The sequence below is a fragment of the Streptomyces sp. NBC_01092 genome (genome assembly GCF_045039535.1).
GTDB lineage: Bacteria > Actinomycetota > Actinomycetes > Streptomycetales > Streptomycetaceae > Streptomyces.
The window spans coordinates 4418501-4443745 of sequence record NZ_CP108659.1; the positions used below are offsets into that span (position 1 = coordinate 4418501).

Here is a 25245-nt window from a genome sequence, read left to right on the forward strand (position 1 = left end):
CGCCGCCTGTGGATAACCCACCTGCGACGGGCCGTTCGAGACCTGTTCGAGACGTATATATGTGCGGATGCGGCCGAGGCAGGGCCCGCGCTGCCGTCAGACGGCCGCCTTCTTCAGCCGGCGGCGCTCCCGCTCGGACAGACCGCCCCAGATGCCGAAGCGCTCGTCGTTGGCGAGGGCGTATTCGAGGCACTCGGAGCGGACCTCACAGGCGAGGCAGACCTTCTTGGCCTCGCGGGTGGAGCCGCCCTTCTCGGGGAAGAAGGACTCGGGGTCGGTCTGGGCGCACAGCGCGCGCTCCTGCCAGCCGAGTTCCTCGTCCGCGTCGTCGACCAGCAGTTGCTGCACCAGCTCGGTCATGTGCGCCCCTCGTCTGTCTTTCGCGTCCCCGTGATGCGGCCGTTACCGATTCCGGCTGAACGACACGAGTGAAATTACAAGTGTGCTGCTCCGGGCGAGTCAAGCCGAGATCTGCTATTGAGCCCCTTATTCACTCTGCGGAACCAAGGCCTAGCGGAAAGTGTTCAAATCGGCATAAACCTTGACAGGCAGACAAGACCCCGGAGGGCGTACGCCTCTCCGCAGAGCCTGTACGGAAAAGGACGCCCAGAAGTTCGATCTCGTTGCACACACACGCAGAAGCGAACCGGATCACAGTCGGATCACAGGATCACAACGACGCTCGTGCGCCCGGTTGTGCGCCATGTGTCCCGACCGCCCCATGAACAAACCTTTCGCCACGGAGATGCACCGGATGAGGTGAAACCTGTCCCACAGGGCGGGCGCCGAGTTGACACCGAAGGGGCGAACCGATGTCCTTGTGGGCATGCTCGCGAACTCGGTACTCACCTCGACCCGCACCGCCGGGTCCCACGGTGCTGCCCGCGCTCGCTGTAGCTGTTGTTGCTGTTCCAGCTGTTGAGCCTCCCCGACCGCTCCGGCTGCCTCTGAGTCCACCGCGACTCGGCTGCTTGTTCCCACGCCCCGACCAGGGCCGCTGCGTCCCCCGCGATCCGGGCGGACGGCAACCGACACCCAGCCACCCCCCACTTCTTCCGCCAAGGAACCCACGCACCTCATGAACAGCGACAGCGACCTCCAGATCGCGGGAGACATCCTCGAAGTCCCGCACCTCCTCCAGCCGCCGCGCGAGCACCCGGCCACCGTCGCCGAGTTCGTCGGCCTTGCCCGCTCCATCGCCGCCGACCGCTCGCAGTGGGAGCACCTCGTCCGGTACGACGCCACCACGCGCTGGTACCACCGGCTGCGCACCGGCCCGGGCTACGAGGTGTGGCTGCTGTCCTGGGTCCCCGGGCAGGGCAGCGGCCTGCACGACCACGGCGACTCCTCCGGCGTCCTGACCGTCCTGGACGGCGCGCTGACCGAGCGCACGGAGCGCGGCACGCGCGCGTTGGCGGCCGGAGCGCAGCGGGTGTTCGCGCCGGGGTACACCCACGAGGTCGTCAACGACGCGCTGGAGCCGGCGGTGAGCCTGCACGTGTACTACCCGGGCCTGACCGAGATGCCGATGCACACGACCACCCCGGCGTGCGAGGCGCGTCCGGTGACTGCCTGACGCGTTGTCGTACCCGCCTGCAAGACTTGCCCTCCCGTCACCCGACCACCACCCCTCAACGAGTCAGCCTGGCGGCTGACACACTGTTTGAATGCGCATTGTGGTTCTGGCAGGCGGCATCGGTGGTGCCCGGTTCCTGCGTGGTCTGAAGCGGGCCGTGCCGGACGCGGACATCACGGTCATCGGCAACACCGGGGACGACATCCACCTCTTCGGGCTGAAGGTCTGCCCGGACCTCGACACGGTGATGTACACGCTCGGCGGCGGTATCAACGAGGAACAGGGCTGGGGCCGGGCCGACGAGACCTTCCACCTCAAGGAGGAGCTCGCGGCCTACGGCGTGGGCCCCGAGTGGTTCGGGCTCGGCGACCGGGACTTCGCCACGCACATCGTGCGGACGCAGATGATCGGCGCCGGATATCCGCTGAGCGCGGTGACCGAGGCCCTGTGCGACCGGTGGAAGCCAGGAGTCCGTCTCATCCCCATGACCGACGACCGCGTCGAGACGCATGTCGCGGTCGAGGTGGAGGGCGAGCGCAAGGCCGTCCACTTCCAGGAGTACTGGGTACGGCTGCGGGCCTCGGTGCCGGCGGAGGCGATCGTGCCGGTCGGGGCCGAGCAGGCCAAGCCCGCGCCCGGGGTCCTGGAGGCCCTCGCGCAGGCCGACGTCATCCTCTTCCCGCCGTCCAACCCGGTCGTCTCGGTCGGCACGATCCTCGCCGTGCCCGGCATCCGCGAGGCGATCGCCGACGCGGGCGTGCCGGTCGTCGGCCTCTCCCCGATCGTCGGGGACGCGCCCGTGCGCGGGATGGCCGACAAGGTGCTCGCGGCGGTGGGTGTGGAGTCGACGGCCGCGGCAGTCGCCGAGCACTACGGCTCCGGGCTCCTCGACGGCTGGCTCGTCGACACCGTGGACGCGGGCTCCGTGGAGCGGGTCGAGTCGGCCGGGATCCGCTGCCGGGCCGTACCGCTGATGATGACCGACCTCGACGCCACGGCGCAGATGGCCCGTGAGGCGCTGACGCTGGCGGAGGAGGTGCGGGCGGTTTGAGCGGCGAGGAGCTGAGCGGGGCGCCCGCGGCCGACGGCGCGCCCGGCTTCCGGGTGTGGGCCGTCCCCGGCATCCCCGAGGTCGCGCAGGGCGACGATCTGGCCAAGCTGATCGCGGCCGCCGAGCCCGGTCTCGTCGACGGGGACGTGCTGCTCGTCACCTCGAAGATCGTGTCCAAGGCCGAGGGCCGGATCGTGGAGGCGGGCGACCGGGAGTCCGCGATCGACGCGGAGACGGTACGGGTCGTGGCGCGCCGCGGCCCCCTGCGCATCGTCGAGAACCGGCAGGGCCTGGTCATGGCCGCCGCCGGGGTCGACGCCTCCAACACTCCCGCCGGGACCGTGCTGTTGCTGCCCGAGGATCCGGACGCGTCCGCGCGGGCGATCCGGGACGGGCTGCGGGACGCCCTCGGTGTCCGGGTGGGTGTCGTGGTGACGGACACGTTCGGGCGTCCCTGGCGCGCCGGGCTCACCGACGTCGCGATCGGCGCGGCCGGCATCCGCGTACTGGACGATCTGCGCGGCGGCGCGGACGCGCACGGCAATCCGCTCAGCGCGACCGTCGTGGCGACCGCGGACGAACTCGCCGCCGCCGGTGACCTGGTCAAGGGCAAGGCCGAGGGCCTGCCCGTCGCCGTCGTGCGCGGGCTGGCGCACACGGTGGCCGAGGACCACGGGGAGGGGGCGCGGGCCCTGGTGCGCTCCGCGCGGGACGACATGTTCCGGCTGGGGACGTCGGAGGCGGTACGAGAGGCGGTGACCCAGCGCCGTACGGTACGGGCGTTCACGGACGAGCCCGTCGACCCCGAGGCCGTACGAAGAGCGGTCGCTGCGGCGGTCACCGCGCCGGCGCCGCACCACACCACTCCGTGGCGGTTCGTGCTGCTGGAGTCGCAGGAGTCGCGGACGCGGCTGCTCGACGCGATGCGGGACGCCTGGATCGCCGATCTGCGGCGGGACGGCAAGAGCGAGGAGTCCATCGCCAAGCGGGTGCGGCGCGGGGACGTGCTGCGCAATGCGCCGTATCTGGTGGTGCCGTGCCTGGTCATGGACGGGTCGCACACCTACGGCGACGCGCGGCGGGACGGGGCCGAGCGGGAGATGTTCGTCGTCGCCACCGGGGCCGGGGTGCAGAACTTCCTGGTCGCGCTGGCCGGGGAGCGGCTGGGCTCGGCGTGGGTGTCGTCGACGATGTTCTGCCGGGATGTGGTGCGCGAGGTGCTCGGGCTGCCGGAGGACTGGGATCCGATGGGGGCGGTGGCGGTCGGGCATCCGGGGGAGGAGCCTCGGGCGCGGGCCGAGCGGGATGCGGGGGCGTTCGTTGAGGTGCGCTGATGTGGGCGGTGGGCTGATGTGGGTGGTGGGCTGATGTGGGTGGTGGGCTGATGCCGGCCATGGGGGCCATACGTTCGTAGGGCGCTTTCGGTACCGGCACTCGTAGGCGCTTTCCGGCGCTTACGCTCGTAGGACCTCCCGTACCCCTAGGACCTCATCCGTGGCAGGACGTTTCGACCCGCGACCCACGCGTACGACCGTGCGCGGTGGGCATGTCGGGGTGCCCGCGGGGATACCGCGTCAGGCCCCGGCTCCAGCGCGCATGCGTACCTGGGTGCCGGACTGGCCGCTCGATCTCGGGCTGGTGCTGGGGCCCTTGCGGCGCGGGCCTGGGGATCCGACGTTCCGGGCCATGCCGGACGGGTCCGTGTGGCGGGCCTGCCGCACGCCTGCCGGGGCCGGGACGCTGCGGGTCGTCGTGCGCGGGGCCGAGGTGCGGGGTGAGGCGTGGGGGCCGGGGGCCGAGTGGCTGCTGGAGCAGTTGCCCGAGTTGCTCGGGGCCGCCGACGATCCGGCCGTCTTCGTGCCGCGGCACCGGGTGGTGGCGATGGCACGGCATCGGCGGCCGGGGCTCAGGCTGACGCGGACCGGGCTGGTGATGGAGTCGTTGATTCCGTCGGTTCTGGAGCAGAAGGTCACGACCGATGAGGCGTATCGGGCGTGGCGGTTGCTGGTGCGGAAGTACGGGGAGCCGGCGCCGGGGCCTGCGCCCGGGCGGATGTGTGTGATGCCGGATGCGCGGACCTGGGCGCTGATTCCGTCCTGGGAGTGGCATCGGGCCGGGGTCGACAACAAGCGGGCGTCGACGATTTTGCGGGCTGTGCGGGTTGCTTCGCGGATGGAGGAGGCGGTGCGGATGCCTCCGGCTCAGGCGCAGGGGCGGTTGGAGGTCGTGGCGGGGATCGGGCCGTGGACGTCTGCGGAGGTTGTGCAGCGCAGTCATGGGGCGGCGGATGCGGTGACTGTGGGGGATCTGCATCTGCCGGGGATTGTGGGGTTTGCGTTGGCCGGGGATCGGGATGCGGATGACTCCGTGATGTTGGAGTTGTTGGAGCCGTATGCGGGGCAGCGGCATCGGGCGGCTCGGTTGATCTTGTTGAGTGGGCGGGTTCCGGGGCGGCGGGCGCCGCGGATGCCTCGGGGGGACATCGGGCTGTTGTGACGGTCTGTTGCCGCCGGGTTTCTCGCCCCCGCCGCCCCTACCCGTCCCTCCCCCAAGCTCTCGGCTTCGCTCGAGCAGGGGGGACCCCCACGGGCTGAAGGATGGCGGCCGGCGCTGAGAGATGACGCCCCCACGGGTGGGTGGGGGCTCGGGACGGCCAGGCCTTGTCCTCGAACGCCGGACCGGCTGACATTGCCCGGACCAGTGGGCGGGTGGGGTTCGGCCGGCCCCGTTACTGGTCCGGGGAGAATCTCAGGGCGCCTGCTGGTATGCGGGCGTCGCACCACACCCTTGCGCCGTCTCTCAGTTCGTTGTCGGCGCCGATGACCGCGCCGTCACCGATGACCGTGTCCGTGAGGATGGAGCGTTCGCCCACGCGGGCGCGGGTGCCGATGAGGGAGTCGGTGATGATGGCGCCGGGCTCGATGACGGCGCCCGGGAGGATCGTGCTGCCGAAGACGCGCGCGCCCTCGGCCACGAACGCGCCCTCGCCCACCACCGTGCCGCCCGTCAGCTTGGCGTCGGGGGCCACCCTGGCCGTGGGAAGGATGAGGCGGTCGCCGCAGCGGCCGGGGACCGCGGGGGACGGGGCCCGGCCCAGGACCAGGTCCGCCGAGCCGCGGACGAAGGCCGCCGGTGTGCCGAGGTCGAGCCAGTACGTCGAGTCGACCATGCCCTGGAGGTGGGCGCCTGCCGAGAGGAGGTCCGGGAACGTCTCGCGTTCGACCGAGACCGGGCGGCCCGACGGGATCGTGTCGATGACGGAGCGGCGGAAGACGTACGCCCCCGCATTGATCTGGTCGGTGACGATCTCCTCGGGGGTCTGCGGCTTCTCCAGGAAGGCGGTCACCCGGCCCGTGTCGTCCGTGGGGACCAGGCCGTACGCCCTCGGGTCCGTCACCTTGGTGAGGTGGAGGGAGACGTCCGCTCCCGTCGTCTCGTGCGTCCGCACCAGGGCCCGGATGTCCAGTCCCGTCAGGATGTCGCCGTTGAAGATCAGGACCGGGTCGTCAGGGCCGGAGTGGAGCCGGGACGCCACGTTGCGGATCGCGCCGCCCGTGCCGAGGGGTTCCTCCTCCGTCACGTACTCCAGACGCAGGCCCAGCGCGGAGCCGTCGCCGAAGTACGGCTCGAACACCTCGGCCAGATAGGACGTGGCCAGGACGATGTGGTCGACGCCCGCCGCTCTCGCTCTCGCCAACTGGTGCGTGAGGAACGGCACCCCGGCCGCGCGGACCATGGGCTTCGGCGTGTGCACGGTGAGCGGACGCAACCGAGTGCCCTTGCCGCCGACCAGGAGGATCGCTTCTGTCACCTGTCGTCTCTGCTTCCTGCCGGGACCGGCCGAACTGTCTTTCGGCCGGCCAGTTTATGCAGACCGTTGTGCGGCGCCCTCGACGGCAGTGCGGTATGACGACGCATCCCGCCTTCCTCCCCCGACGGCGGTGAATGCGCCCCCCGCGCCCGCCCGGTACATCCCCACATCCCCCGTGAAGCCCCCGGCCTCAGCGCCCCTGGAAGCGGGCCGCCGAGGCGCGGGCCGAGCCGAGCTTGAGATAGAGCAGCCGGCCGGGGCACTCCGTGGAGAAGCCGTCCCGGTGGCCGGAGATCGCATTCAGTCGTACGTTCTTTCCCTTTCGGTACAGATTGCCACCGCCGGACGTCAGGTATGTCTTTCCGCGCGGATTGGCGCCGTAGAGCCCCAGCTTCCAGGCGGTGAGCCGGGCGATGGCCTTCACCGAGGCCGCGGTCGGCTTGCTGGAGCCGAAGCTGCCGAGGACGGCGATCCCCATGCTGTTGGTGTTGAAACCGCGGGTGTGTGCGCCGAGGACCGCCTTCGCCACGCCCCCGGCGCGCCCCTCGTAGATGTTTCCGCACTTGTCGACGAGGAAGTTGTAGCCGATGTCGCGCCAGCCCATGCTCAGGACGTGGTAGCGGTAGATACCGCGAATGAGCGAGGGAGTCTGGGTGCACCAGTACTTGCCGCCGGAGGCGGTGTGGTGCACCCAGGCCACCTTCACCTTCTTCGTGTAGGCGAACTGCCGCTCCCGCCACTTCTCGTTGGCTCCCCAGCCGCGCCGGGTGACGATGCGCGGCCGCGGCCCGATGTAGGGCTTCGCCCGCTGCTCCTGCGTCAATTCGTTGCCGCGCAGCGCCAGCAGCTCCCGCTCGGTCTCGGCGCGCCCCAGCGCGGGGATCTCGGCGGCGCCCAGGGGCGCGAGTTCGGCGTTGGCGGCGGAGGCGGCGAGGGAGTCGGCGGCGCCGACCGTGTCGGGGTTCAGTGAGCCGGGGCGCGGGCCGGGCTCACCCAGCGCGGGGCCCGGCTCGCCCTGCGCCGGGGCCGGGCCGCCGGGGTCGACGAGTTCGAGGTGCAGGCCGGCCGGCAGCGCCGTGACGGCCGCGGGGTCGACCGCCGAGTCGTCACCGCCCTCGGGACCCTCCTCGGGCCTGGGCTCGGCGGACTCGGGGGTGACGCGCACCTGGACGCCGTCCGACTCCCCGACCCACAGGGGCGCGGTGGAGCCGCGTACGCCGGAGCCGCTTTCGGCGGTGCCCGGGTCGGCCGCGTGCTCGGCGTTGTGCGTCTCCACGTCCTGCCAGCCGGACCAGGTGCCGGTCGCGACCGCGCGGGTGCGGACCTGGACGCGGCCGTGGAGTTCGATGGCCGGGTCGTCCCAGATGACGCCGACCAGGGAGAAGTGACGTACGTCCCGTCGGGGCAGGCCCTGTTCATCGGGGTCGCCGACGGCACGGTCACGGGTGAGGGGGACTAGGGGCAGTGACTGGGTGCTGCCGGGGACGTAGGCCCCGGCGTCCGCACGCCGCACCGCCGATCCGACGGCCACCGCCTCCGCACTCCTGGCGGTTTCCGCTCCGAGCGCCGGGCGCGCGGACGCGGCGGCGGCGGGTGGGGTGAGCGGTAGGGCGAGAGCGGCCGCGCACGTGACACCGATCGAGGAAGCAAGGAATCCACGCATGCTCCTGATGTTGGACATAGTCATACAAAGCTGTCCATTGGGGAACTGACGGCGCGTCGGCCCGCGGCTCCGCCGAACCGGTGGCGGCCGGACGACCCGCAAGGGGGTGCGCGGGTACGCCTGCGCGTACCCTTGCGCGGGTGAACGCCACCGATCGCACCCCCGCCGACCTGCTGCGTTCCGCGCTCGCCGCGGATGCCGGACGCCCCCTGGTGACCTTCTACGACGACGCCACCGGGGAACGCGTGGAATTGTCCGTGGCCACCTTCGCCAATTGGGTGGCCAAGACCGCGAATCTGCTTCAGGGCGACCTCGGCGCCGGGCCGGGTGACCGGGTCACGCTGCTGCTGCCCACGCACTGGCAGACGGCGGTGTGGCTGCTGGCGTGTTCGTCGGTGGGCGCCGTCGCGGACGTGGGCGGGGACCCGGCGACGGCCGACGTGGTGGTGAGCGGGCCGGAGAGCCTGGAGGCCGCGCGGGCGTGCCGGGGAGAGCGGGTCGCGTTGGCGCTACGGCCGCTCGGGGGGCGCTTCCCGCAGCCGCCGGCCGGCTTCGCGGACTACGCGGTCGAGGTGCCGAGCCAAGGCGACCGGTTCGCCCCGTTTGCCCCGATCGACCCCGAGGACCCGGCCCTGATCGTGGCCGGGCGGGAGTTCAGCGCCGCCGAGTTGGTCGAACGCGCCCGGGCGGAGGCGCCGGCGCTGGGCCTCGCGGGTCCGGGCTCGCGGATCCTGTCGGCGTTGCCGTACGACACCTGGGAGGGCCTGAACGCCGGGCTGTACGCGGCGCTGGCCACGGATGGCTCGGTGGTGCTGTGCCGGCACGTCGACTCACTGAGCGAGGAGGCGCTGGACAAGCGGATCGAGGCGGAGCGGGTGACGGCGACGGCGACGGCCAGGTAGCTCTCGCCCGCCCCTGCCACTCCATCGCCCTCGGCACCGGCGCCTGCCCCGCTGGGGGCTGCCGCCCCCAGACCCCCGCTTCGGCCCTGAACGGGCCTCGTCCTCAATCGCCGGACAGGCTGAAAGATGCCGGCCGCGCCGAGAAGGGACGCCCCCCACCGCCGGAGGCCCCGTCACCCATTCAGCCCACCACCACCCACCCCCCACCCCTCATCCGCGCCATGGTCGTAGGAGCAGCCCACACCACACGCAGTAGGCAATGAGGGGTGGACCCAGCCGTGACCGACACCGCAGATGCGCACCGGGGGGCGTCGGCCGGCAGGAAGGGGCCTGTGCGGCGTTGGGTTCGGCGGGGGGCCATCGGGGTCGGGCTCGTGGTCGTCGTCGCGGGGGGAGTCGCCTGGGGCGTGTACGCCAAGCTCGACTCCAACATCACCCCGGACGAGGCCGCCGCCGCGGAGCTCGCCCGGTACGAGAAGGAGCGCCCCACCTCGCTCGTGCGCGGCGCCCAGAACATCCTCGTCATCGGGTCGGACTCCCGCGCCGGCAGCAAGAACCGCCGCTACGGCAAGGACTCCGGCACCGAGCGCTCCGACACCACCATCCTGCTGCACCTGTCCTCCGGCCGCCGCAGCGCCACCGCCGTCTCGATACCCCGCGACCTCATGGTCGACGTCCCCGGCTGCCGCCGCGCCGACGGCCGTCGTAGCGAGCCGATGTTCGCGATGTTCAACTACGCCTTCCAGGTGGGCGGTTCGGCCTGCACCGTCCGGACCGTGGAACGACTCACGAACATCCGCATGGACCATCACATGGTCGTCGACTTCCACGGCTTCAAGGAGATGGTCGACGCCCTCGACGGCGTCCGGATCTGCCTCGCGAAACCCATCAACGACAAGGCCGCCAAGCTCCGCCTCCCCGCCGGGAAGGTGACCCTCAACGGCGAGCAGGCCCTCGGCTACGTCCGTGCCCGCAAGTCCCTCGGCAACGGCAGCGACACCGATCGCATGGACCGCCAGCAGCGCTTCCTGGCCGCACTCGTGCACAAGGTGCAGAGCAATGACGTCCTGCTGAATCCGGTCCGGCTCTATCCGGTCCTGGACGCCGCCACATCCTCCCTGACCACGGACCCGGACCTGGCCAGCTTGCGTGGTTTGTACGAACTCGCGCGGGGGGTGCGCGACATCCCCACCGAACGCGTGCAATTCCTCACGGTTCCGAGGGAGTCGTACGTCTACAACTCCAATCGCGACCAGCTCGTGGAACGCGAGGCCGAGCGGCTCTTCGAGCGACTGCGGATCGACGCGCCGCTGGAAGTGGCGAATTCGTCCGAAAAGTCCCAGGGCCCGCCGCGCGATTCCTCGCACAACCGTTCCCGTGGCGACGGCGGGAAGTCCGATTCCAAGCGCCCTGACGAGCCCGCGGGACCCACTCCCCCGGCGCCCACTTTCCGGGGCAGCACCGCCGCCGAGAACCCCTGCGGGTAAAGCGCTCACCAAGTCCGCGAACCCCACTTCAAAGAAATGGGGCGGATTGCCCAGTTGTAGGGACGTGGAATTTGTCACCGTCGTCGCTCCACGCTGAACTGGGCGGATAGTGTGAGCGATCCGGTGCGCCCGCCCGTAGTTAGGCTTGCGCACTGTTTGACCGAGACCCGAGCGCCTTGGAGGGGTAGGCGCCGCGTGGCCCCGACGGAGGATTCTGACAACCGTGGACGCGCAAGGCCGTGGGCGGGCGGACGATATCGATCCCGCAGACCAATGGGTGCTCAATCCGAACACCGGTGAATACGAACTGCGACTGGCTCCTTCCGCTCCGCAGTCACCGGTCCCGGGACCCCGCAGAGCCGCTTCCCGCGCAGGCGCCGCCTCACGTTCGGCCGGCACCGCCGCCCAGGGCGCGGGGGGCGCCGGCGGCGGGGGCGGTGCGAATGGCGCCGTACGCAACAGGGCCGCAGCGCCTGGACGTGAGACGCGCCAGGCGCCGGGCCGTGAGGTCCCGCCGCAGCGCAGGCACAGGGGGGCACCGGAGGAACCGCTTCCGGGGCGGCGCAGTCGCCGGCCGGTGAAGAAGAAGAGCAAGGCGAAGAGGGCCGTGCTCTGGACCGGCGGCATCATGGCGTTCGTGGTCGTCGCCGCCGCTGCCGGTGCGTATCTCTACATCGAGCACCTCAACGACAACATCAACTCCGTCTCCGACGACGGCGCGAGCACCGGTGGCTTCTCGAAGGACAAGGCCATCAACATCCTGCTCATCGGCACGGACAAGCGCACGGGTGCGGGCAACGAGAAGTACGGCGACTCGGGCAGCGCCGGGCACGCCGACACCACGATCCTGCTGCACGTCTCCAAGGACCGCTCGAACGCGACCGCGCTGAGCATCCCGCGTGACCTGATCGTCGACATCCCGGACTGCCCGACCACGCAGGAGGACGGCTCCCAGAAGGTCATCGCGGGCGAGACCGGCGTCCGCTTCAACACCAGCCTCGGCCAGGAGGAGCGCACCCCCAGCTGCACCATGCGCACGGTCACCGAGCTGACCGGGATCAAGCCGGACAACTTCATGGTGGCCGACTTCAACGCGGTGAAGACGCTGACGTCGGCGGTCGGCGGTGTCGAGGTGTGCCTCGCCAAGGACATCGACGACCCCGACTCCAAGCTCAAGCTCTCCGAGGGCAAGCATGTGATCGAGGGGGAGCAGGCGCTGGCCTTCGTCCGCACCCGGCACTCCGTCGGCTTCGGCGGCGACCTGAGCCGGATCGGGCTCCAGCAGCAGTTCCTCAGCGCGCTGATGCGCAAGCTGAAGTCGAACGACACGCTCACCAGCCCGACCAAGATGATCAAGCTGGCCGAGGCGGGCACGAAGGCGCTGACCGTCGACTCCCAGCTCGACACCATCGACAAGCTGAAGGACCTCGGTCTGGAGCTGGGCAAGCTCGACACCAAGAACCTCACCTTCACGACGGTTCCGGTGATCGACAACCCGGCGGAGAAGGTGAAGACGACCGTCGTCCTGAACGATTCGACGGCGCCCCAGGTCTTCGAGGCGATCCAGAACGACGTCTCCTTCACCGAGGTCAAGCAGCAGAAGCAGAAGGAGGCCGCCGCCGTGGCCGCCCGGCTCAAGGGCACCAAGGCGGACGCCTCCGAGGTGCGGGTGCAGGTCATGAACGGCGGTGCGCCGGCCGGCAGCGCCCAGGAGACCCTCACCTGGCTGCAGACCGAGGAGGGCGTGGACAAGTCCGAGAACGCGGGCAACGCCCCGGCGTCGCTCGCGAAGACGACGCTGGAGTACGCGCCCGACCAGGCGGACCAGGCACGCCGGCTCGCCGACATCATGGGGCTGTCCGGCTCCGCGATGAAGCCCGGCAAGAGCGTGACCAACTCGCAGGGCCTGCCCACGATGACGCTGACGCTGGGCAAGGACTTCAAGGGCGCGGGTGTGTCGCTCACTCCATCGACGAAGGCGCCCGACGTGGAGAAGTCCACGGCGGACAAGGTCGAGTGCGCGAAGTAACCGGCCGGTAGCGGCTCAACGGGCCCGTCCCATCGCCCACTTGGGGTGGGAGGGGCCCGTTCCCGCACCCCCGGTCCGGGGGCCGGGGAGTCCGTCGTACGGAAACTGCGGCGCGGAACGCAACTGTCTTCGTCGCTCGTTGGTCTGATACACGACACGGGTGTGTCAGCCGGCGTTGGCCGGCAGCGCCGGGCGGCCGGATCCGGCCGGATTTTGCCGACGCGTGGCCAACCCGGCTCGGGCCCACAGAGGTCTGACAGGTAGCGAACCGGTGTCGGACAGGATGGCCTGACATGGTTCGCTCCGCACCGGACAGGGAGGTCCGACGCGGAGCGCGGCCATGCCGGGCACAGGGTGGGGAAGGGCGGAGAGTTGGCGCAGAGCAGTGTGCGAGGGGAGGCCCCCGCGGTGGACGACACCATGTCGCTCACCCCACAGGCCGACCAGGACACGCCGGCCGACGCGAGCGGCCGGCACAGTGGCGGGGGTGCCAAAGGCGGCCGGGGAACCGCCGGCAGGCCCCGCAAACGGCGCGTGCTGCGCTGGTCGGCGACGGTTGTGGCGGTGGTGATACTGGGCACCGCGGGTGCCGGCTATCTCTACTACCAGCACCTCAACGGCAATCTGAAGAAGGACGACCTCAACATCGGCGACGCGAAGGACCGCGCCGCCCAGAGCGAGGCGAACGCGGCCGGTCAGACGCCGCTGAACATCCTGCTGATCGGCTCGGACGCGCGCGACACCGAGGAGAACCAGAAACTCGGCGGCGCCAAGGAGACGTTCGGCGGCACACCGCTCGCCGACGTCCAGATGCTGCTGCACGTCTCCGCCGACCGCACCAACATGTCGGTCGTCAGCATGCCCCGCGACACGCTCGTCGACATCCCCAAGTGCACGGACCCGGACAGCGGGGACGTCCACGACGCCCGTGAGCGCGCGATGACGAACCAGACTCTCGGGCGCGGCGGACCGGGCTGCACGGTGGCCACGTGGGAGAAGCTCACCGACATCCACATCGACCACTTCATGATGATCGACTTCTCGGGTGTGGTGTCGATGGCGGACGCGATCGGCGGTGTCCCGGTCTGCGTCGACAAGAACATCCACTCCAAGAACAGCGAGGGCAAGGGCTCCGGGCTGAAGCTGGAGAAGGGCACCACGTACATCAAGGGCGAGCAGGCCCTGCAGTGGCTGCGCACGCGCTACGGCTTCGAGGACGGCAGCGACCTGGCCCGCGCCAAGGCGCAGCACCAGTACATGAACTCGATGGTGCGTGAGCTGCGCAAGAACGCCAAGCTGAGCAACCCGAACAAGCTGCGCAGGCTCGCCGAGGCCGCCACCAACGCGCTCACCGTCGATGACGGCCTGGGCACGGTCGCCAAGCTCTACGACCTGGCGGGCGAGCTCAAGAAGGTGCCGACGTCGCGCATCACCATGACGACGATGCCCAACCAGTACGTCGGTTCGCGCGTCGAGCCCACCGAGGACGCGACGAAGCTGTTCCGGCTGGTGCGTGAGGACATCGCGCTGGACGGCAAGGACAAGAAGAAGACCACCGAGGAGAAGGCGTCCACCGACCCGGCCGCGGCGGACGGCGAGATCGCCGTGCAGGTGCAGAACGGCACCCGGACCGACGTCCTCGCCCCGGTCTCCGGCCGTGCGACCACCGTCGCCGGACTGCTCGTCGACAAGGGCTTCACGCAGGCCGTGGCGGACTCCTCGACGACGCCGGTCGCGGACACCACCGTCGTGCGCTACCCGAGCGCCGAACTCGAAGGCGACGCCCGGCGGCTCGCCAAGGCCCTCGGCATCCCGACCAGTGCCGTGAAGAAGTCCACGGACGTCTCCGGCGTCACGCTCGTCGTGGGCGCCGACTGGCGGGAGGGCACGGCGTACAAGGCACCCAAGCAGGACGACAAGACGCCGGACACGGCCGAGGCCCTGAACGCCTCCGACACCAACGCGTGCATGAAGGTGGACCCGGACTTCACCTGGTGACGGGCGCCGCGCCCGGCGGGCTCAGCCGGCGCTGAGGACCGCCGGGCGGCGGGAGGCGATGACCTTCCGCGCCAGCGAACGCGGGCTGGTCAGAAAGCCGTAGCCCCAGGACATGTGCATGGTCGCGAGGGCGACGGGGATCTGCAGGCGTGCCTTCAGCGGCAGGCCCTTGCCGGCCGGGACCGAGCCCGCGACGATCGCCGCGAGATAGCCGCCGGGGATCACCAGGGCCCACGAGGTGACCAGCGCGCCCAGCACGAGGCTCGCCGCGATCGCGCAGACCGCCGTCGGCGGGGCGAGATAGCGCAGGTTGATGGATCCGGCGTGGTAGCGGGCGACGACATGACGCCAGCGGCCGTAGTCCTTGTACTGCTTGGCGAGGGCCTTCACGCTCGGCCTCGGGCGGTACGACACCTTCAGCTCCGGCGAGAACCAGATCAGCCCGCCGGCCTCCCGGATGCGGAAGTTGAGCTCCCAGTCCTGGGCGCGGATGAACTCCTCGTTGTAGCCGCCCTGCTGCTCCAGCGCCTCGCGCCGGAAGACGCCGAGGTAGACGGTCTCGGCCTGCTGCGCCTCGCCCCCCGTGTGGAAGGCGGCGTTGCCGACGCCGATCTTCGAGGTCATCGCGGCGGCGACGGCGTGCTCCCAGTCGTTCTCGCCCTCGGCGTGCATGATGCCGCCGACGTTCTGCGCGCCGGTCTCCTCCAGGAGCCGTACGGCGGTGGCGATGTAGTTCGGCGAGAGAATGCCGTGGCCGTCGACGCGGACGACGATCGGATGGCGGGAGGCCTTGATCGCGGCGTTGAGGGCGGCGGGCGTGCGGCCGGTCGGGTTCGGGACGGTGTGCACACGAGGGTCTTCCGCCACGAGCTCGGCGGCGATCTCGTCCGTGCGGTCCGAGGACGGACCGAGGGCGATCACGACCTCCATCTCGCCGGCGTACTCCTGCGCGAGGATCGCTTGGACGGCTCCGCGCAGATGCCGCTCCTCGTTCAGGACGGGCATGATGACGGACACGGCGGGGAGCTGCAGGTCGGGATTGGCGTTCATAGGGGCCTCACGTTACCGCGAACGGGGGACACCGGTGCGCCCCGCCGGGGCCGGTGCTCCGGGCAGCAGATCGTATGGCCCTACGGTGCTCACGGATCCCACGTTCGGCCCCCAGGGCAAGCCCCAGCGGAGGTATCGCCACATGCCCACGCCGCCCCGCCGCTCCTCAGCCCCCGCGCAGCGACGTCCGCAGCCGTCCCGCGGCAGCGAGCGGCCGGTCGTCCCAGTGCGGCGCAAGCGGCCGCGCTGGGCCATGCGGGCGGTGACGACGCTGTCCGTCATGGTGCTCGCCTCCGCCGGGATCGGGCACGCGGTGGTGTCCAGCCTGGACGCGAAGATCGAGCGCGTGGACCCGTTCAAGGACATGAAGAACCGGCCGCCGACCGGGCACGGGATGAACGTCCTGCTCGTGGGCACCGACGGCCGCGACCGCATCAGCGACGAGGAGCGGCGCAAGTACAAGCTGGGCGGCGCCCCCTGTCACTGCACCGACACGATCATGATCGTGCACATCTCGGCGGACCGGGAGCGGGCGAGCGTGGTGAGCCTGCCGCGCGACTCGTACGCCGAGGTGCCCGAGGGCGAGGGGCGCGAGGCGCATCCCATCAAGATCAACGCGGCGTACGCGGAGGGCGGTCCGAACCTCACCGTGCGCACGGTCGAGCACATGACCCACGTCAAGATCGACCACTATCTGGAGGTCGACTTCACCAGCTTCATGAAGACGGTGGACGTGCTCGGCGGCGTGCGGATCTGCACGGCCGAGCCGCTGGAGGACTCCTACACCGGCCTGGACCTGCCGGCCGGCTCGCACCGGCTGATGGGCGGTGAGGCGCTGCAGTTCGTGCGCGCGCGGCATGTCGACAGCGACTCCGACCTGGGGCGGGTACAGCGTCAGCAGCGGTTCATGGCGGCGCTGGTCGAGCGGGCGACGTCGTCGGGGATCCTGCTGAACCCGATGCGGTTCCGGGACGTGACGCGGGCGGTGCTGGGGTCGGTGCGGGCCGACAAGGAGTTCGGCACGGGCGAGCTGCTGGATCTCGGGCGGGCGATGCGGAACTTCTCGCCGTCGTCGTCGGAGTTCACGACCGTGCCGATCGGACAGCTGGGATACAACGTCAAGGGCCTGGGTTCCACGGTGAAGTGGGACACCGAGCGGGCCGAGCGCCTGTTCCGGGCCCTGCGCGAGGACGAGCCGCTGTCCGCGCGCCGGCCGGGGCGCAGGGCCGTCCCGGTGGAGGTCGCCCCGCAGCAGATCCACGTCCAGGTGGAGAACGGCACGAAGGACACCGGTCTCGGCAAGCGCGTCGACGCGGCGCTGGCGGGGATCGGGTTCCGTACGACGGGACGCCCGGAGGTGTCGGAGGACCGCTCGCTGAAGCGGACGGTCGTCGCCCACGATCCCGGCTGGGACCGCTCGGCGAAGTCCCTGGCCGCCGCGCTGCCCGGCAGCGAGCTGCGCGCGGTGAAGGGGCTCGGGCCGACGCTGAAGGTGATCGCGGGCGCGGACTTCAAGCAGGTGCGCAAGGTCCGCGCCGAGGACCCGTTGCAGGGCCATTCCGCGGTGGTGCGGGGGGACGAGACGGGGTGTTCCTAGACCCGGGACCGCTCAGTCCTCGTACCCCTCCGCGGCCCGCTTCTCGCGCAGTTCCTTGATCGCGCGGCGCCGGGCCAGGCGGTGGGTGCGGCGGATCTGGGCCTCCTGGTAACGGCGGTTGTCGCGCTCGGTCTCCGGTATCACCGCAGGCACCCGGCGCGGCTTGCCGTCGGCGTCGACGGCCGCGAACACGAGGTACGCCGAACCGACCTGGGTGGGCGGCGTCGACTCGTTCCAGCGCTCGGCCAGGACCCGTACGCCGACCTCCATCGAGGTCCGGCCGGTCCAGTTGACCTGGGCCTTCACATGGACGAGGTCACCGACGCGGACCGGTTCGAGGAACGCCATCTCGTCCATGGACGCGGTGACGGCGGGGCCGCCGGAGTGCCGGCCGGCCACGGCTCCCGCGGCGTCGTCGACGAGCTTCATGATCACACCGCCGTGCACCGTCCCCAGCAGGTTGGTGTCGCTGTGGGTCATGATGTGGCTGAGGGTGGTGCGGGACGCGGAGATCAGCTTGCCCGGTATCTCCGAATTGTCCGACTCCACTGCGGTGACCTGGTCTGTCATGACGTCCACCTTATGCCTCGTCGACATTCGCGGACTTTGTGTTGGGTTCGCAACAGCAGTGCCTCTATTTTCCGCCGAACCTTGTAAGACACCTGGGCGTGCCCTGCACACTGGGGCGCATGAATGACTGGCCCCAGGCATGGTCCGACGACAACCGCGGCAACCGCTACGGACGCGGCAGCGCAGGCGCACAGCCCGAGGGCGCGCGCGTCATGCGGCAGGTCCGCCGCGGCCAGACGGCGCCGCCCGGCCAGGGCTACGGCGGGGTGCCTCAGCAGCAGTCCTACGTCAACGGCCAGGGCCACGGGGGCTACGACGACGACGGCTACGACAGCGGCTACAACACCGGCCAGGTCTACGGCGGCGGTCCGGGCGACCCCGGCGGCCGGGGGACGCGAGAGCCGCGGCCCGCGCCGAACTGGCGGCGCCGTTTCAAGTGGACCGCGATAACCCTGGTGACCGTGCTGGTCGTGACGACCGTCGCCACCTACTTCTGGGCCGACTCCAAGCTCAACCGCGAGGTCGACCTGTCCAAGGTCATCGAGCGCCCCGAGGCGGGCGAGGGCACCAACTACCTCATCGTCGGCTCCGACAGCCGTGCGGGCATGACGGACGAGCAGAAGAAGGAACTGCACACCGGGTCCGCCGAGGGCAAGCGCACGGACTCGATGATGATCCTGCACGTCGGCAGCAACGGCGACACCCTGGTCTCCCTGCCCCGCGACTCGAACGTCAAGATCCCGTCCTACAAGGGCTCCGACTCCGGCAAGCTCTACGAGAGCACCGGCCGCGAGACGAAGCTGAACGCGGCGTACGCGGAGGACGGTCCCGAACTGCTGGTCCGTACCGTCGAGGCCAACACCGGTCTGCACATCGACCACTACGTCGAGATCGGCTTCGCGGGCTTCGCGAACATCGTGGACTCGGTCGGCGGCGTCGAGATCGACATCCCGCAGGACATCAAGGACTCCAAGTCCGGCGCGGACTTCAAGAAGGGGACGCAGACCCTGAACGGTCAGGAGGCGCTCGCCTTCGTCCGCACCCGGTACGCGCTGGCCGGCTCCGACCTGGACCGTACGAAGAACCAGCAGAAGTTCCTCTCGGCCCTGGCCAACCAGGTGGCGACCCCGAGCACCGTCCTCAACCCGTTCAAGCTGTACCCGACGATGGGCGCCGGCCTGGACACCCTGATCGTCGACAAGGACATGAGCCTGTGGGACCTGGCGTCCATGTTCTGGGCGATGAAGGGCGTCAGCGGCGGTGAGGGCAAGTCCATGAACATGCCGATCTCGGGCAACTCCGCGAACGGCAACCTCCAGTGGGACACCGCGAAGGTGAAGCAGCTGGTGGAGCAGCTGAAGAACGACGAGACGGTGACCGTCACCAGCAAGTGAGCGCACCCGCGACAGCGGTCGAGGGCACCCGGTGCGGGTGCCCTCGAGTGCTGTCAGGCGGTCGTCACATCGTGGCGCCCGCCATCGTGCGGCAGGTCGTGGCACAGCGGCGACACGCCTCGGCACATCGCATCATCTGGGGATCGTCCGGCATGGACATACACGCCTCGGCGCACATCTCACAGGCCTTGGCGCACATCGCGCACATCTCGGCCGACATCGGCGAGCGGCGCATCATCATGTCCGCGCACATCCGGGTCGTCTCGGCGCAGTCCATGAGCGCGCGCATGATCTGCATCTGAGCCTCGCCGCCCATCTGCATGACGGAGCTCATGGTCTCCTCGCAGATGCTGTGGCAGGTCATGCACGCGTCGACGCAGTCCTGCATCTCCTTGCTCATCGCAGGCATGGTCCGGGACTGGGTCATGGCTCCTCCTGGGGGGTGCGGGAGCCCAGGGCGGGCCCCGTGCCCTTCCGTCCTACGCCCGCCCACCGCGCCGCGCCATCGGGGGGACATGAACAATTCCCACCAGATGCCGCACAGGACACGATCCACCAGGTTCCACCGCAGGATCGGTCACAGGGGCCATACGAGTGAAGGGCGCCCGGAGTTCCGAGCGCCCTTCACGTCAAGTCCCGGGGGGTTACGGCAGGTTGCGCGCCATCACGATCCGCTGAACCTGATTCGTGCCCTCATAAATCTGCGTGATCTTGGCGTCGCGCATCATGCGCTCGACCGGGTAGTCACGGGTGTAGCCGTAGCCGCCGAGGAGCTGGACGGCGTCCGTGGTGACCTCCATGGCCACGTCCGAGGCGAAGCACTTGGCTGCGGCGCCCAGGTAGGTGAGGTCGGCGTCGCCGCGCTCGGAGGCCGCGGCGGCCTGGTAGGTCAGGGCGCGGGCGGCCGAGATCTTCATGGCCATGTCGGCGAGCATGAACTGGATGCCCTGGAAGTCGGCGATCGGCTTGCCGAACTGCTTGCGCTCCTGGACGTAGCCCTTGGCGTAGTCGAGGGCGCCCTGGGCGATGCCGAGGGCCTGGGCGGCGATGGTGATGCGGGTGTGGTCCAGCGTCTTCATCGCGGTGGCGAAGCCGGTGCCCTCCTCGCCGATCATGCGGTCCGCCGGAATGCGGACATTGTCCAGGTAGACCTCGCGGGTCGGGGAGCCCTTGATGCCGAGCTTCTTCTCCGGGGCGCCGAAGGAGACGCCCTCGTCGGACTTCTCCACGACGAACGCCGAAATGCCCTTGGAGCGCTTGGAGGGGTCGGTGACCGCCATCACCGTGTAGTACTCGGAGACGCCGGCGTTGGTGATCCAGCGCTTCACGCCGTTCAGGACGTAGTGGTCGCCGTCGCGGACCGCCTTCGTCTTCATGCCGGCCGCGTCGGAGCCGGCGTCGGGCTCGGACAGGCAGTAGGAGAACATGCCGTCGCCCTTGGCGAGCGGGGTCATGTACCGCTTCTTCAGGTCCTCGGAGCCGGAGATGATCACGGGCAGGGAGCCCAGCTTGTTCACGGCCGGGATGAGGGAGGAGCTCGCGCAGACGCGGGAGACCTCCTCGATCACGATCACCGTGGCAAGAGCGTCCGCACCCGCGCCGCCGTACTCCTCGGGGACATGGACGGCATGCAGGTCGTTGGCCACCAGCGCGTCCAGCGCCTCCTGCGGGAAGCGGGCCTCCTCGTCCACCGCGGCGGCGTGCGGCGCGATCTTCGCCTCGGCCAGGGAGCGGATGACGTCACGGAGCATGTCGTGCTCCTCGGACGGGCGGTACAGGTCGAAATCAGCCGATCCGGCCAAGGTCTCTCACGCTCCAAGGACGCTGAGTGGCAAGTGTGATGCTGGTGCTAATTACCGTTAAGTAACTCAAATTTTAGGGGGCGGTCCACGGGAGTGATACGTGAGCTTGGCGACAGCGGGAAGGTTGCCCTTCAGACCCTCCGACTATGCTCGGGCCCGCACGCCCCCGTCCCCCTTCTGGAGTACCCATGGCCCTCAAGATCACCGTGATCGGTACCGGCTATCTCGGCGCCACCCACGCTGCCGCCATGGCCGAGCTCGGTTTCGAGGTGCTGGGGCTCGATGTCGTGCCCGAGAAGATCGAGATGCTCGGCCGGGGCCAGGTCCCGATGTTCGAGCCGGGCCTGGAGGAGCTGCTGCGCAAGCACGTCGCCGGCATCGAGGGCTCGACCGGCCGGCTGCGCTTCACGATGGACTGGGCGGAGGTCGCCGAGTTCGGCGATGTGCACTTCGTCTGTGTGAACACTCCGCAGAAGCACGGCGAGTACGCGTGCGACATGAGCTACGTCGACTCCGCGGTCGAGTCCCTCGCCAAGCACCTGCGCGGGCCCAACCTGGTCGTCGGCAAGTCGACCGTGCCGGTGGGCAGCGCGGACCGGCTCGCGGCCCGCATCCTGGAGCTCGCGCCCGGCGGCGGCGAGGTGGAGCTGGCCTGGAACCCGGAGTTCCTGCGCGAGGGCTTCGCCGTCGACGACACCCTGCACCCGGACCGGATCGTGGTCGGTGTGCGCAGCGAGCGGGCCGAGGAGCTGCTGCGTGAGGTGTACGCGACGCCGATCGCCGACGGCTCCCCCTTCGTCGTCACCGACTTCCCCACCGCCGAGCTGGTGAAGACCTCCGCCAACTCCTTCCTCGCCACCAAGATCTCCTTCATCAACGCGATGGCGGAGGTGTGCGAGGCGGCCGGCGGCGACGTGGCCAAGCTCGCGGAGGCCATCGGGCACGACGACCGGATCGGCAAGAAGTTCCTGCGGGCCGGCATCGGCTTCGGCGGCGGGTGTCTGCCCAAGGACATCCGCGCCTTCATGGCCCGCGCCGGTGAGCTGGGCGCCGACCAGGCGCTGACGTTCCTGCGTGAGATCGACTCGATCAACATGCGCCAGCGCGGGCAGATGGTGGAGCTCACCCGGCAGGCGCTGGGCGGCGGGTCCTTCCTGGGCAAGCGGGTCGCGGTGCTCGGCGCCACCTTCAAGCCCGACTCGGACGACGTACGGGACTCGCCCGCGCTGAACGTCGCCGGGCAGATCCACCTCCAGGGCGGCCAGGTCACGGTCTACGACCCCAAGGGCATGGCCAACGCCCGCCGCCTCTTCCCGACCCTCGGCTACGCCGACAGCGCGACGGACGCGGTGCGGGGCGCCGATGTCGTCCTGCACCTGACGGAGTGGCGCGAGTTCCGCGAGCTGGACCCGAAGACCCTCGGCGAGGCCGCCGCGGCCCGCGTCATCCTGGACGGCCGCAACGCCCTCGACCCGCAGCTGTGGCGCAAGGCGGGCTGGAGCTACCGGGCGATGGGGCGGCCGACGGCCTAGCAGGCCGCCTGGTCAGGGGTACGGCACACCACTGACACCGGATCAGACGGCACCGGACACGGGTGACGCCGCTTCGGCCGAGGCTCAGTCGGCCGAAACGGCGTCCTTCGCATTCTGCCGCACACCGGCGCAGCACGCCGAATGAATCTTCAACGACCTTTCGAAAAGACTCACTTCGCTCGGTAGCGCCGCATCTTCGCGCGCGCCCCGCACACCTGCATCGAGCACCAGCGCCCGCGCCCCGCCGGGCTGCGGTCGTAGTACGCCCAGTGGCAGTCGGCCGCCTCGCATGCCTTGAGCCGGATCCAGGTGCCCTCGACCAGGGCGCGGGCGATGGCCGCCGCCACCCGGGAGCGCAGCGGCCCCTCGTCGGCGGGGGCGAGGGTGGCCGACCCGTCGGCGGCGTCGACCGCGACCACCAGCGGGCTCGCCGCCAGCAGGGCGCCCAGCGGGGTCGCCTCGTGGTGCGGCGGATGGCCGGCATGGGCCAGCAGGACCACGCGCAGGGACTCCCGCAGCTCCCGCGCCCCGGGCACGTCCGCCTCGGCCAGCCCGAAGCGCGCCCGGCCCTCCGCCGTGTCCAGCGAGTCGGCCCCCGACTCGATGTCCAGCGTGTTGACCAGGGACTCGACCAGCTCCAGGCCCCCCGGCGCGGGCGATCTCTCACTCATGGCTGCACGCTACCTCCCGATTCCCCTTGCGACGTTACCTCCAATGCGGGAGTATGCGGTAACGCGGTTACCTCTTGCCGACCGGTATGGGTAACAACCTTCAAGGAGGAAGTCATGGCCATCGCCGAACTGGGCGCCGTCGTCCTGGACTGTCCCGACCCCCGCGCCCTCGCCGACTTCTACGCGAGCGTGCTCGGCGGCAGCGTGGAGGGCGACGAGGAGTGGGTGGACCTGAAGGTGCCCGGCGGGCGGACACTGGCGTTCCAGGCCGCCCCCGGGTTCGTACCGCCGCAGTGGCCCGCGCCCGATCACTCGCAGCAGTTCCACCTCGACCTGACCGTCCGGGACCTGGACGCGGCCGAGGAAAAGGTGGTCGCCCTCGGCGCGAAGCCGCTGGACACTGAGGACCGCTCGCGCACGTTCCGCGTGTACGCGGATCCGGCAGGGCACCCGTTCTGTCTTTGCGCCTGCTGATCAAGTCCCCACAGCCGGGAGGATCCCCATGGCACCCTTGGCACGCCTGCGCAACGTCGTCATCGACTGCCCCGACGCGCGCGCCCTCGCCCGTTTCTACGCCGCTGTCGGCGGCGGCACACCGCAGGACGACGACCCCGAGTGGGTCGTGCTCCAGGTCCCCGGCGGGCCGCGGCTCGCCTTCCAGCCGGCGCCGGGGTACACCCCGCCGGAGTGGCCGCGGGCCGACCGCAACTCCCAGCAGTTCCACCTCGACTTCGACGCCGGGTCCACCTGGGAGGAGATGGAGGCGGCCCAGGAGAGGGTGCTGGAACTGGGCGCGCGGTTGCTGCACGCCGAGGACAAGGAGGACTTCCGGGTGTACGCCGATCCGGCCGGCCATCCCTTCTGCCTGTGCCGGATCGATGAGCCGTGAGCAGGCGACCCTGACGGCTATCCGTCCAGCTCCGCGATCTTCATCGTCGAGGGCGCTCGCCGCCGCTGCGCCTCCCGGGCCGTGAAGTCCGCCTCGCGCAGGACCCGTTGGACGTTGCCCCAGGTCAGCAGGGCGATATCGGCCTCCGACCAGCCACGGCGCAGCAACTCGGCGACGAGGTGCGGATAGCAGGAGGCGTCGGTGAGGTCCTGCGGATGGGCGGCCCCGGCATCGTAGGTGCCGGACAGGCCGACGCACTCTGGGCCTGCCACCTCACGCACGTGGTCGAGGTGGTCGGCGACGTCGCGGACGGATGGGCCGGTCTGCTCGGCGGTGAGCGGCACCATGCACAGGCCCCTGGCGGCGCGGAGCTCGGCGAGCAGGTCGTCGGGGAGGTTCGCCGGATGCGGGCGCAGGGCACGCGCGGCGGAGCGGGCGCACAGGACCGGCGCCTTGGAGACCGCGCACGCCCGGCGCATGGTGTCCTCGGAGGCGCCGGAGAGGTCGGCCAGCACACCGAGCCGGTTCATCTCCCGCAGCACCTCCTCGCCGAACCGGGTCAGCCCCGCCTCACTCGCCCAGGACACACCGGAGAGGGTGAGGGCCCGCAGCCCTAGCCCGTGCAGCGAGCGCAGGATGCCGAGCGAGTCACCGAGCGCGGCGGCTCCGGCCGGGCCCGGCAGGACGGCGACGCGGCCGCTGTGCCGGGCATCGGTGACCGGCCCCGGGGTGTCGGCGAGACGCAGGCCCTCGGGGTGGGCCCGTACGACGGTCTTCACCAGGTCCAGCTGCTCCAGCGTGGCACCGACGGCCCGGTCCCCGGCCAGTCCCTCGGGCAGGTGCAGCGCCCAGAACAGTGCGCCGACGTGGCCCTCGCGCATCCGCGGCACGTCGGTGTCGACGGCGCTCTCGCCGAGCTCCAGGTCGAACCAGGGCAGTCGGCGCAAGGCCCACGGCAGCCCGCTGTAGCCGTCGGCGACGGGATGCTCCGCGAGGACGGCATGGGCGAGGGCGAGCAGATCGGCGTCGGAGTCGGTGACGCTGCTGTCGTACGGCTTCCCGGCGAACGGGTCGGGCAGGTCACCGAGTTCGTCGACCTCTATGCCGGTGTCCAGGTCGTCCTTGAGGTCTGCCATGACGGTCTCCGTACGTGATCGGCGTCCCTGATCAAGCAGTACGGTTCACCGTCGCACGGACCCGAAAGGGCGTCCTGGTGGGCGATC

The 25245-nt window shown here is 70.5% G+C and carries 22 protein-coding genes; 13 read left to right on the top strand and 9 right to left on the bottom strand.

Annotated features, from left to right (window positions below):
* Positions 1 to 96: 96 nt before the first annotated feature.
* Complete coding sequence (locus OG254_RS19795; RefSeq protein ID WP_003975777.1) at positions 97 to 360, bottom strand: WhiB family transcriptional regulator; 264 nt, start codon at positions 358 to 360, stop codon at positions 97 to 99.
* Between the two features lie 718 nt (positions 361 to 1078).
* Between OG254_RS19795 and OG254_RS19800 the strand changes: the two genes are divergently transcribed.
* The 4 genes from OG254_RS19800 to OG254_RS19815 all read left to right on the top strand — a co-directional run bounded on the left by OG254_RS19800 (position 1079) and on the right by OG254_RS19815 (position 5123).
* Positions 1079 to 1576 (top strand): cysteine dioxygenase, encoded by a 498-nt coding sequence (locus OG254_RS19800; RefSeq protein ID WP_405583514.1) that lies wholly within the window; start codon positions 1079 to 1081, stop codon positions 1574 to 1576.
* Positions 1577 to 1667: 91 nt separating this feature from the next.
* On the top strand, positions 1668 to 2627 hold the full coding sequence (cofD, locus tag OG254_RS19805) for a 2-phospho-L-lactate transferase (RefSeq protein ID WP_405583516.1): 960 nt from the start codon (positions 1668 to 1670) through the stop codon (positions 2625 to 2627).
* Between the two features lie 11 nt (positions 2628 to 2638).
* On the top strand, positions 2639 to 3961 hold the full coding sequence (locus tag OG254_RS19810) for a coenzyme F420-0:L-glutamate ligase (RefSeq protein WP_405595087.1): 1323 nt from the start codon (positions 2639 to 2641) through the stop codon (positions 3959 to 3961).
* Between the two features lie 160 nt (positions 3962 to 4121).
* Positions 4122 to 5123: a DNA-3-methyladenine glycosylase family protein gene (locus OG254_RS19815; RefSeq protein WP_405583518.1), complete on the top strand. Its 1002-nt coding sequence runs from the start codon at positions 4122 to 4124 to the stop codon at positions 5121 to 5123.
* Positions 5124 to 5355: 232 nt separating this feature from the next.
* Here the strand turns inward: OG254_RS19815 and OG254_RS19820 are convergent, their stop codons facing one another.
* A complete protein-coding gene (locus tag OG254_RS19820) occupies positions 5356 to 6438 on the bottom strand; it encodes a sugar phosphate nucleotidyltransferase (RefSeq protein WP_405583520.1) in 1083 nt (360 codons plus the stop codon).
* Positions 6439 to 6628: 190 nt separating this feature from the next.
* On the bottom strand, positions 6629 to 8101 hold the full coding sequence (locus tag OG254_RS19825) for an N-acetylmuramoyl-L-alanine amidase (protein WP_405583522.1): 1473 nt from the start codon (positions 8099 to 8101) through the stop codon (positions 6629 to 6631).
* A gap of 140 nt (positions 8102 to 8241) precedes the next feature.
* On the opposite strand from OG254_RS19825, the gene OG254_RS19830 reads away from it, so the two are divergent.
* The 4 genes from OG254_RS19830 to OG254_RS19845 all read left to right on the top strand — a co-directional run bounded on the left by OG254_RS19830 (position 8242) and on the right by OG254_RS19845 (position 14517).
* A complete protein-coding gene (locus OG254_RS19830; protein ID WP_405583524.1) occupies positions 8242 to 9003 on the top strand; it encodes a TIGR03089 family protein in 762 nt (253 codons plus the stop codon).
* A 332-nt stretch (positions 9004 to 9335) separates the two neighbouring features.
* Positions 9336 to 10490 carry an LCP family protein gene (locus OG254_RS19835; protein WP_405583526.1) on the top strand — a complete coding sequence of 385 codons (1155 nt, stop codon included), beginning with the start codon at positions 9336 to 9338 and terminating at the stop codon, positions 10488 to 10490.
* Between the two features lie 223 nt (positions 10491 to 10713).
* Positions 10714 to 12519, top strand: coding sequence for an LCP family protein (locus OG254_RS19840; protein WP_405583528.1), 1806 nt, complete (start codon positions 10714 to 10716; stop codon positions 12517 to 12519).
* A 420-nt stretch (positions 12520 to 12939) separates the two neighbouring features.
* A complete protein-coding gene (locus OG254_RS19845) occupies positions 12940 to 14517 on the top strand; it encodes an LCP family protein (RefSeq protein ID WP_405595089.1) in 1578 nt (525 codons plus the stop codon).
* A 21-nt stretch (positions 14518 to 14538) separates the two neighbouring features.
* Here the strand turns inward: OG254_RS19845 and OG254_RS19850 are convergent, their stop codons facing one another.
* Positions 14539 to 15567, bottom strand: a complete 1029-nt coding sequence (locus OG254_RS19850) for a glycosyltransferase family 2 protein (protein WP_405583530.1) — start codon at positions 15565 to 15567, stop codon at positions 14539 to 14541.
* Positions 15568 to 15709: 142 nt separating this feature from the next.
* On the opposite strand from OG254_RS19850, the gene OG254_RS19855 reads away from it, so the two are divergent.
* Positions 15710 to 17164: an LCP family protein gene (locus OG254_RS19855; RefSeq protein ID WP_405583532.1), complete on the top strand. Its 1455-nt coding sequence runs from the start codon at positions 15710 to 15712 to the stop codon at positions 17162 to 17164.
* Between the two features lie 12 nt (positions 17165 to 17176).
* Here OG254_RS19855 and OG254_RS19860 read toward each other — a convergent pair whose 3' ends face one another.
* Positions 17177 to 17734: an acyl-CoA thioesterase gene (locus tag OG254_RS19860; protein WP_405583534.1), complete on the bottom strand. Its 558-nt coding sequence runs from the start codon at positions 17732 to 17734 to the stop codon at positions 17177 to 17179.
* A gap of 119 nt (positions 17735 to 17853) precedes the next feature.
* On the opposite strand from OG254_RS19860, the gene OG254_RS19865 reads away from it, so the two are divergent.
* The gene (locus OG254_RS19865; RefSeq protein WP_405583536.1) at positions 17854 to 19128 is read left to right on the top strand and encodes an LCP family protein; all 1275 of its coding nucleotides are present in this window, start codon (positions 17854 to 17856) and stop codon (positions 19126 to 19128) included.
* 64 nt (positions 19129 to 19192) lie between these two features.
* On the opposite strand, the gene OG254_RS19870 is transcribed toward OG254_RS19865, so the two are convergent.
* The gene (locus tag OG254_RS19870) at positions 19193 to 19555 is read right to left on the bottom strand and encodes a four-helix bundle copper-binding protein (protein WP_351194392.1); all 363 of its coding nucleotides are present in this window, start codon (positions 19553 to 19555) and stop codon (positions 19193 to 19195) included.
* A gap of 217 nt (positions 19556 to 19772) precedes the next feature.
* Positions 19773 to 20930: an acyl-CoA dehydrogenase gene (locus OG254_RS19875; protein ID WP_351194394.1), complete on the bottom strand. Its 1158-nt coding sequence runs from the start codon at positions 20928 to 20930 to the stop codon at positions 19773 to 19775.
* A gap of 188 nt (positions 20931 to 21118) precedes the next feature.
* Here OG254_RS19875 and OG254_RS19880 point away from each other — a divergent pair, with 188 nt between their 5' ends.
* A complete protein-coding gene (locus OG254_RS19880; RefSeq protein WP_405583539.1) occupies positions 21119 to 22462 on the top strand; it encodes a UDP-glucose dehydrogenase family protein in 1344 nt (447 codons plus the stop codon).
* A 170-nt stretch (positions 22463 to 22632) separates the two neighbouring features.
* Here OG254_RS19880 and OG254_RS19885 read toward each other — a convergent pair whose 3' ends face one another.
* On the bottom strand, positions 22633 to 23133 hold the full coding sequence (locus OG254_RS19885; protein ID WP_405583541.1) for a CGNR zinc finger domain-containing protein: 501 nt from the start codon (positions 23131 to 23133) through the stop codon (positions 22633 to 22635).
* Between the two features lie 114 nt (positions 23134 to 23247).
* On the opposite strand from OG254_RS19885, the gene OG254_RS19890 reads away from it, so the two are divergent.
* Entirely contained in the window at positions 23248 to 23607 is a 360-nt protein-coding gene (locus OG254_RS19890) for a VOC family protein (RefSeq protein ID WP_405583543.1), read from the top strand.
* A gap of 28 nt (positions 23608 to 23635) precedes the next feature.
* Entirely contained in the window at positions 23636 to 24022 is a 387-nt protein-coding gene (locus OG254_RS19895) for a VOC family protein (RefSeq protein ID WP_405583545.1), read from the top strand.
* A gap of 17 nt (positions 24023 to 24039) precedes the next feature.
* On the opposite strand, the gene OG254_RS19900 is transcribed toward OG254_RS19895, so the two are convergent.
* Positions 24040 to 25158 (bottom strand): dipeptidase, encoded by a 1119-nt coding sequence (locus OG254_RS19900; RefSeq protein ID WP_405583547.1) that lies wholly within the window; start codon positions 25156 to 25158, stop codon positions 24040 to 24042.
* Between the last annotated feature and the right edge of the window lie 87 nt (positions 25159 to 25245).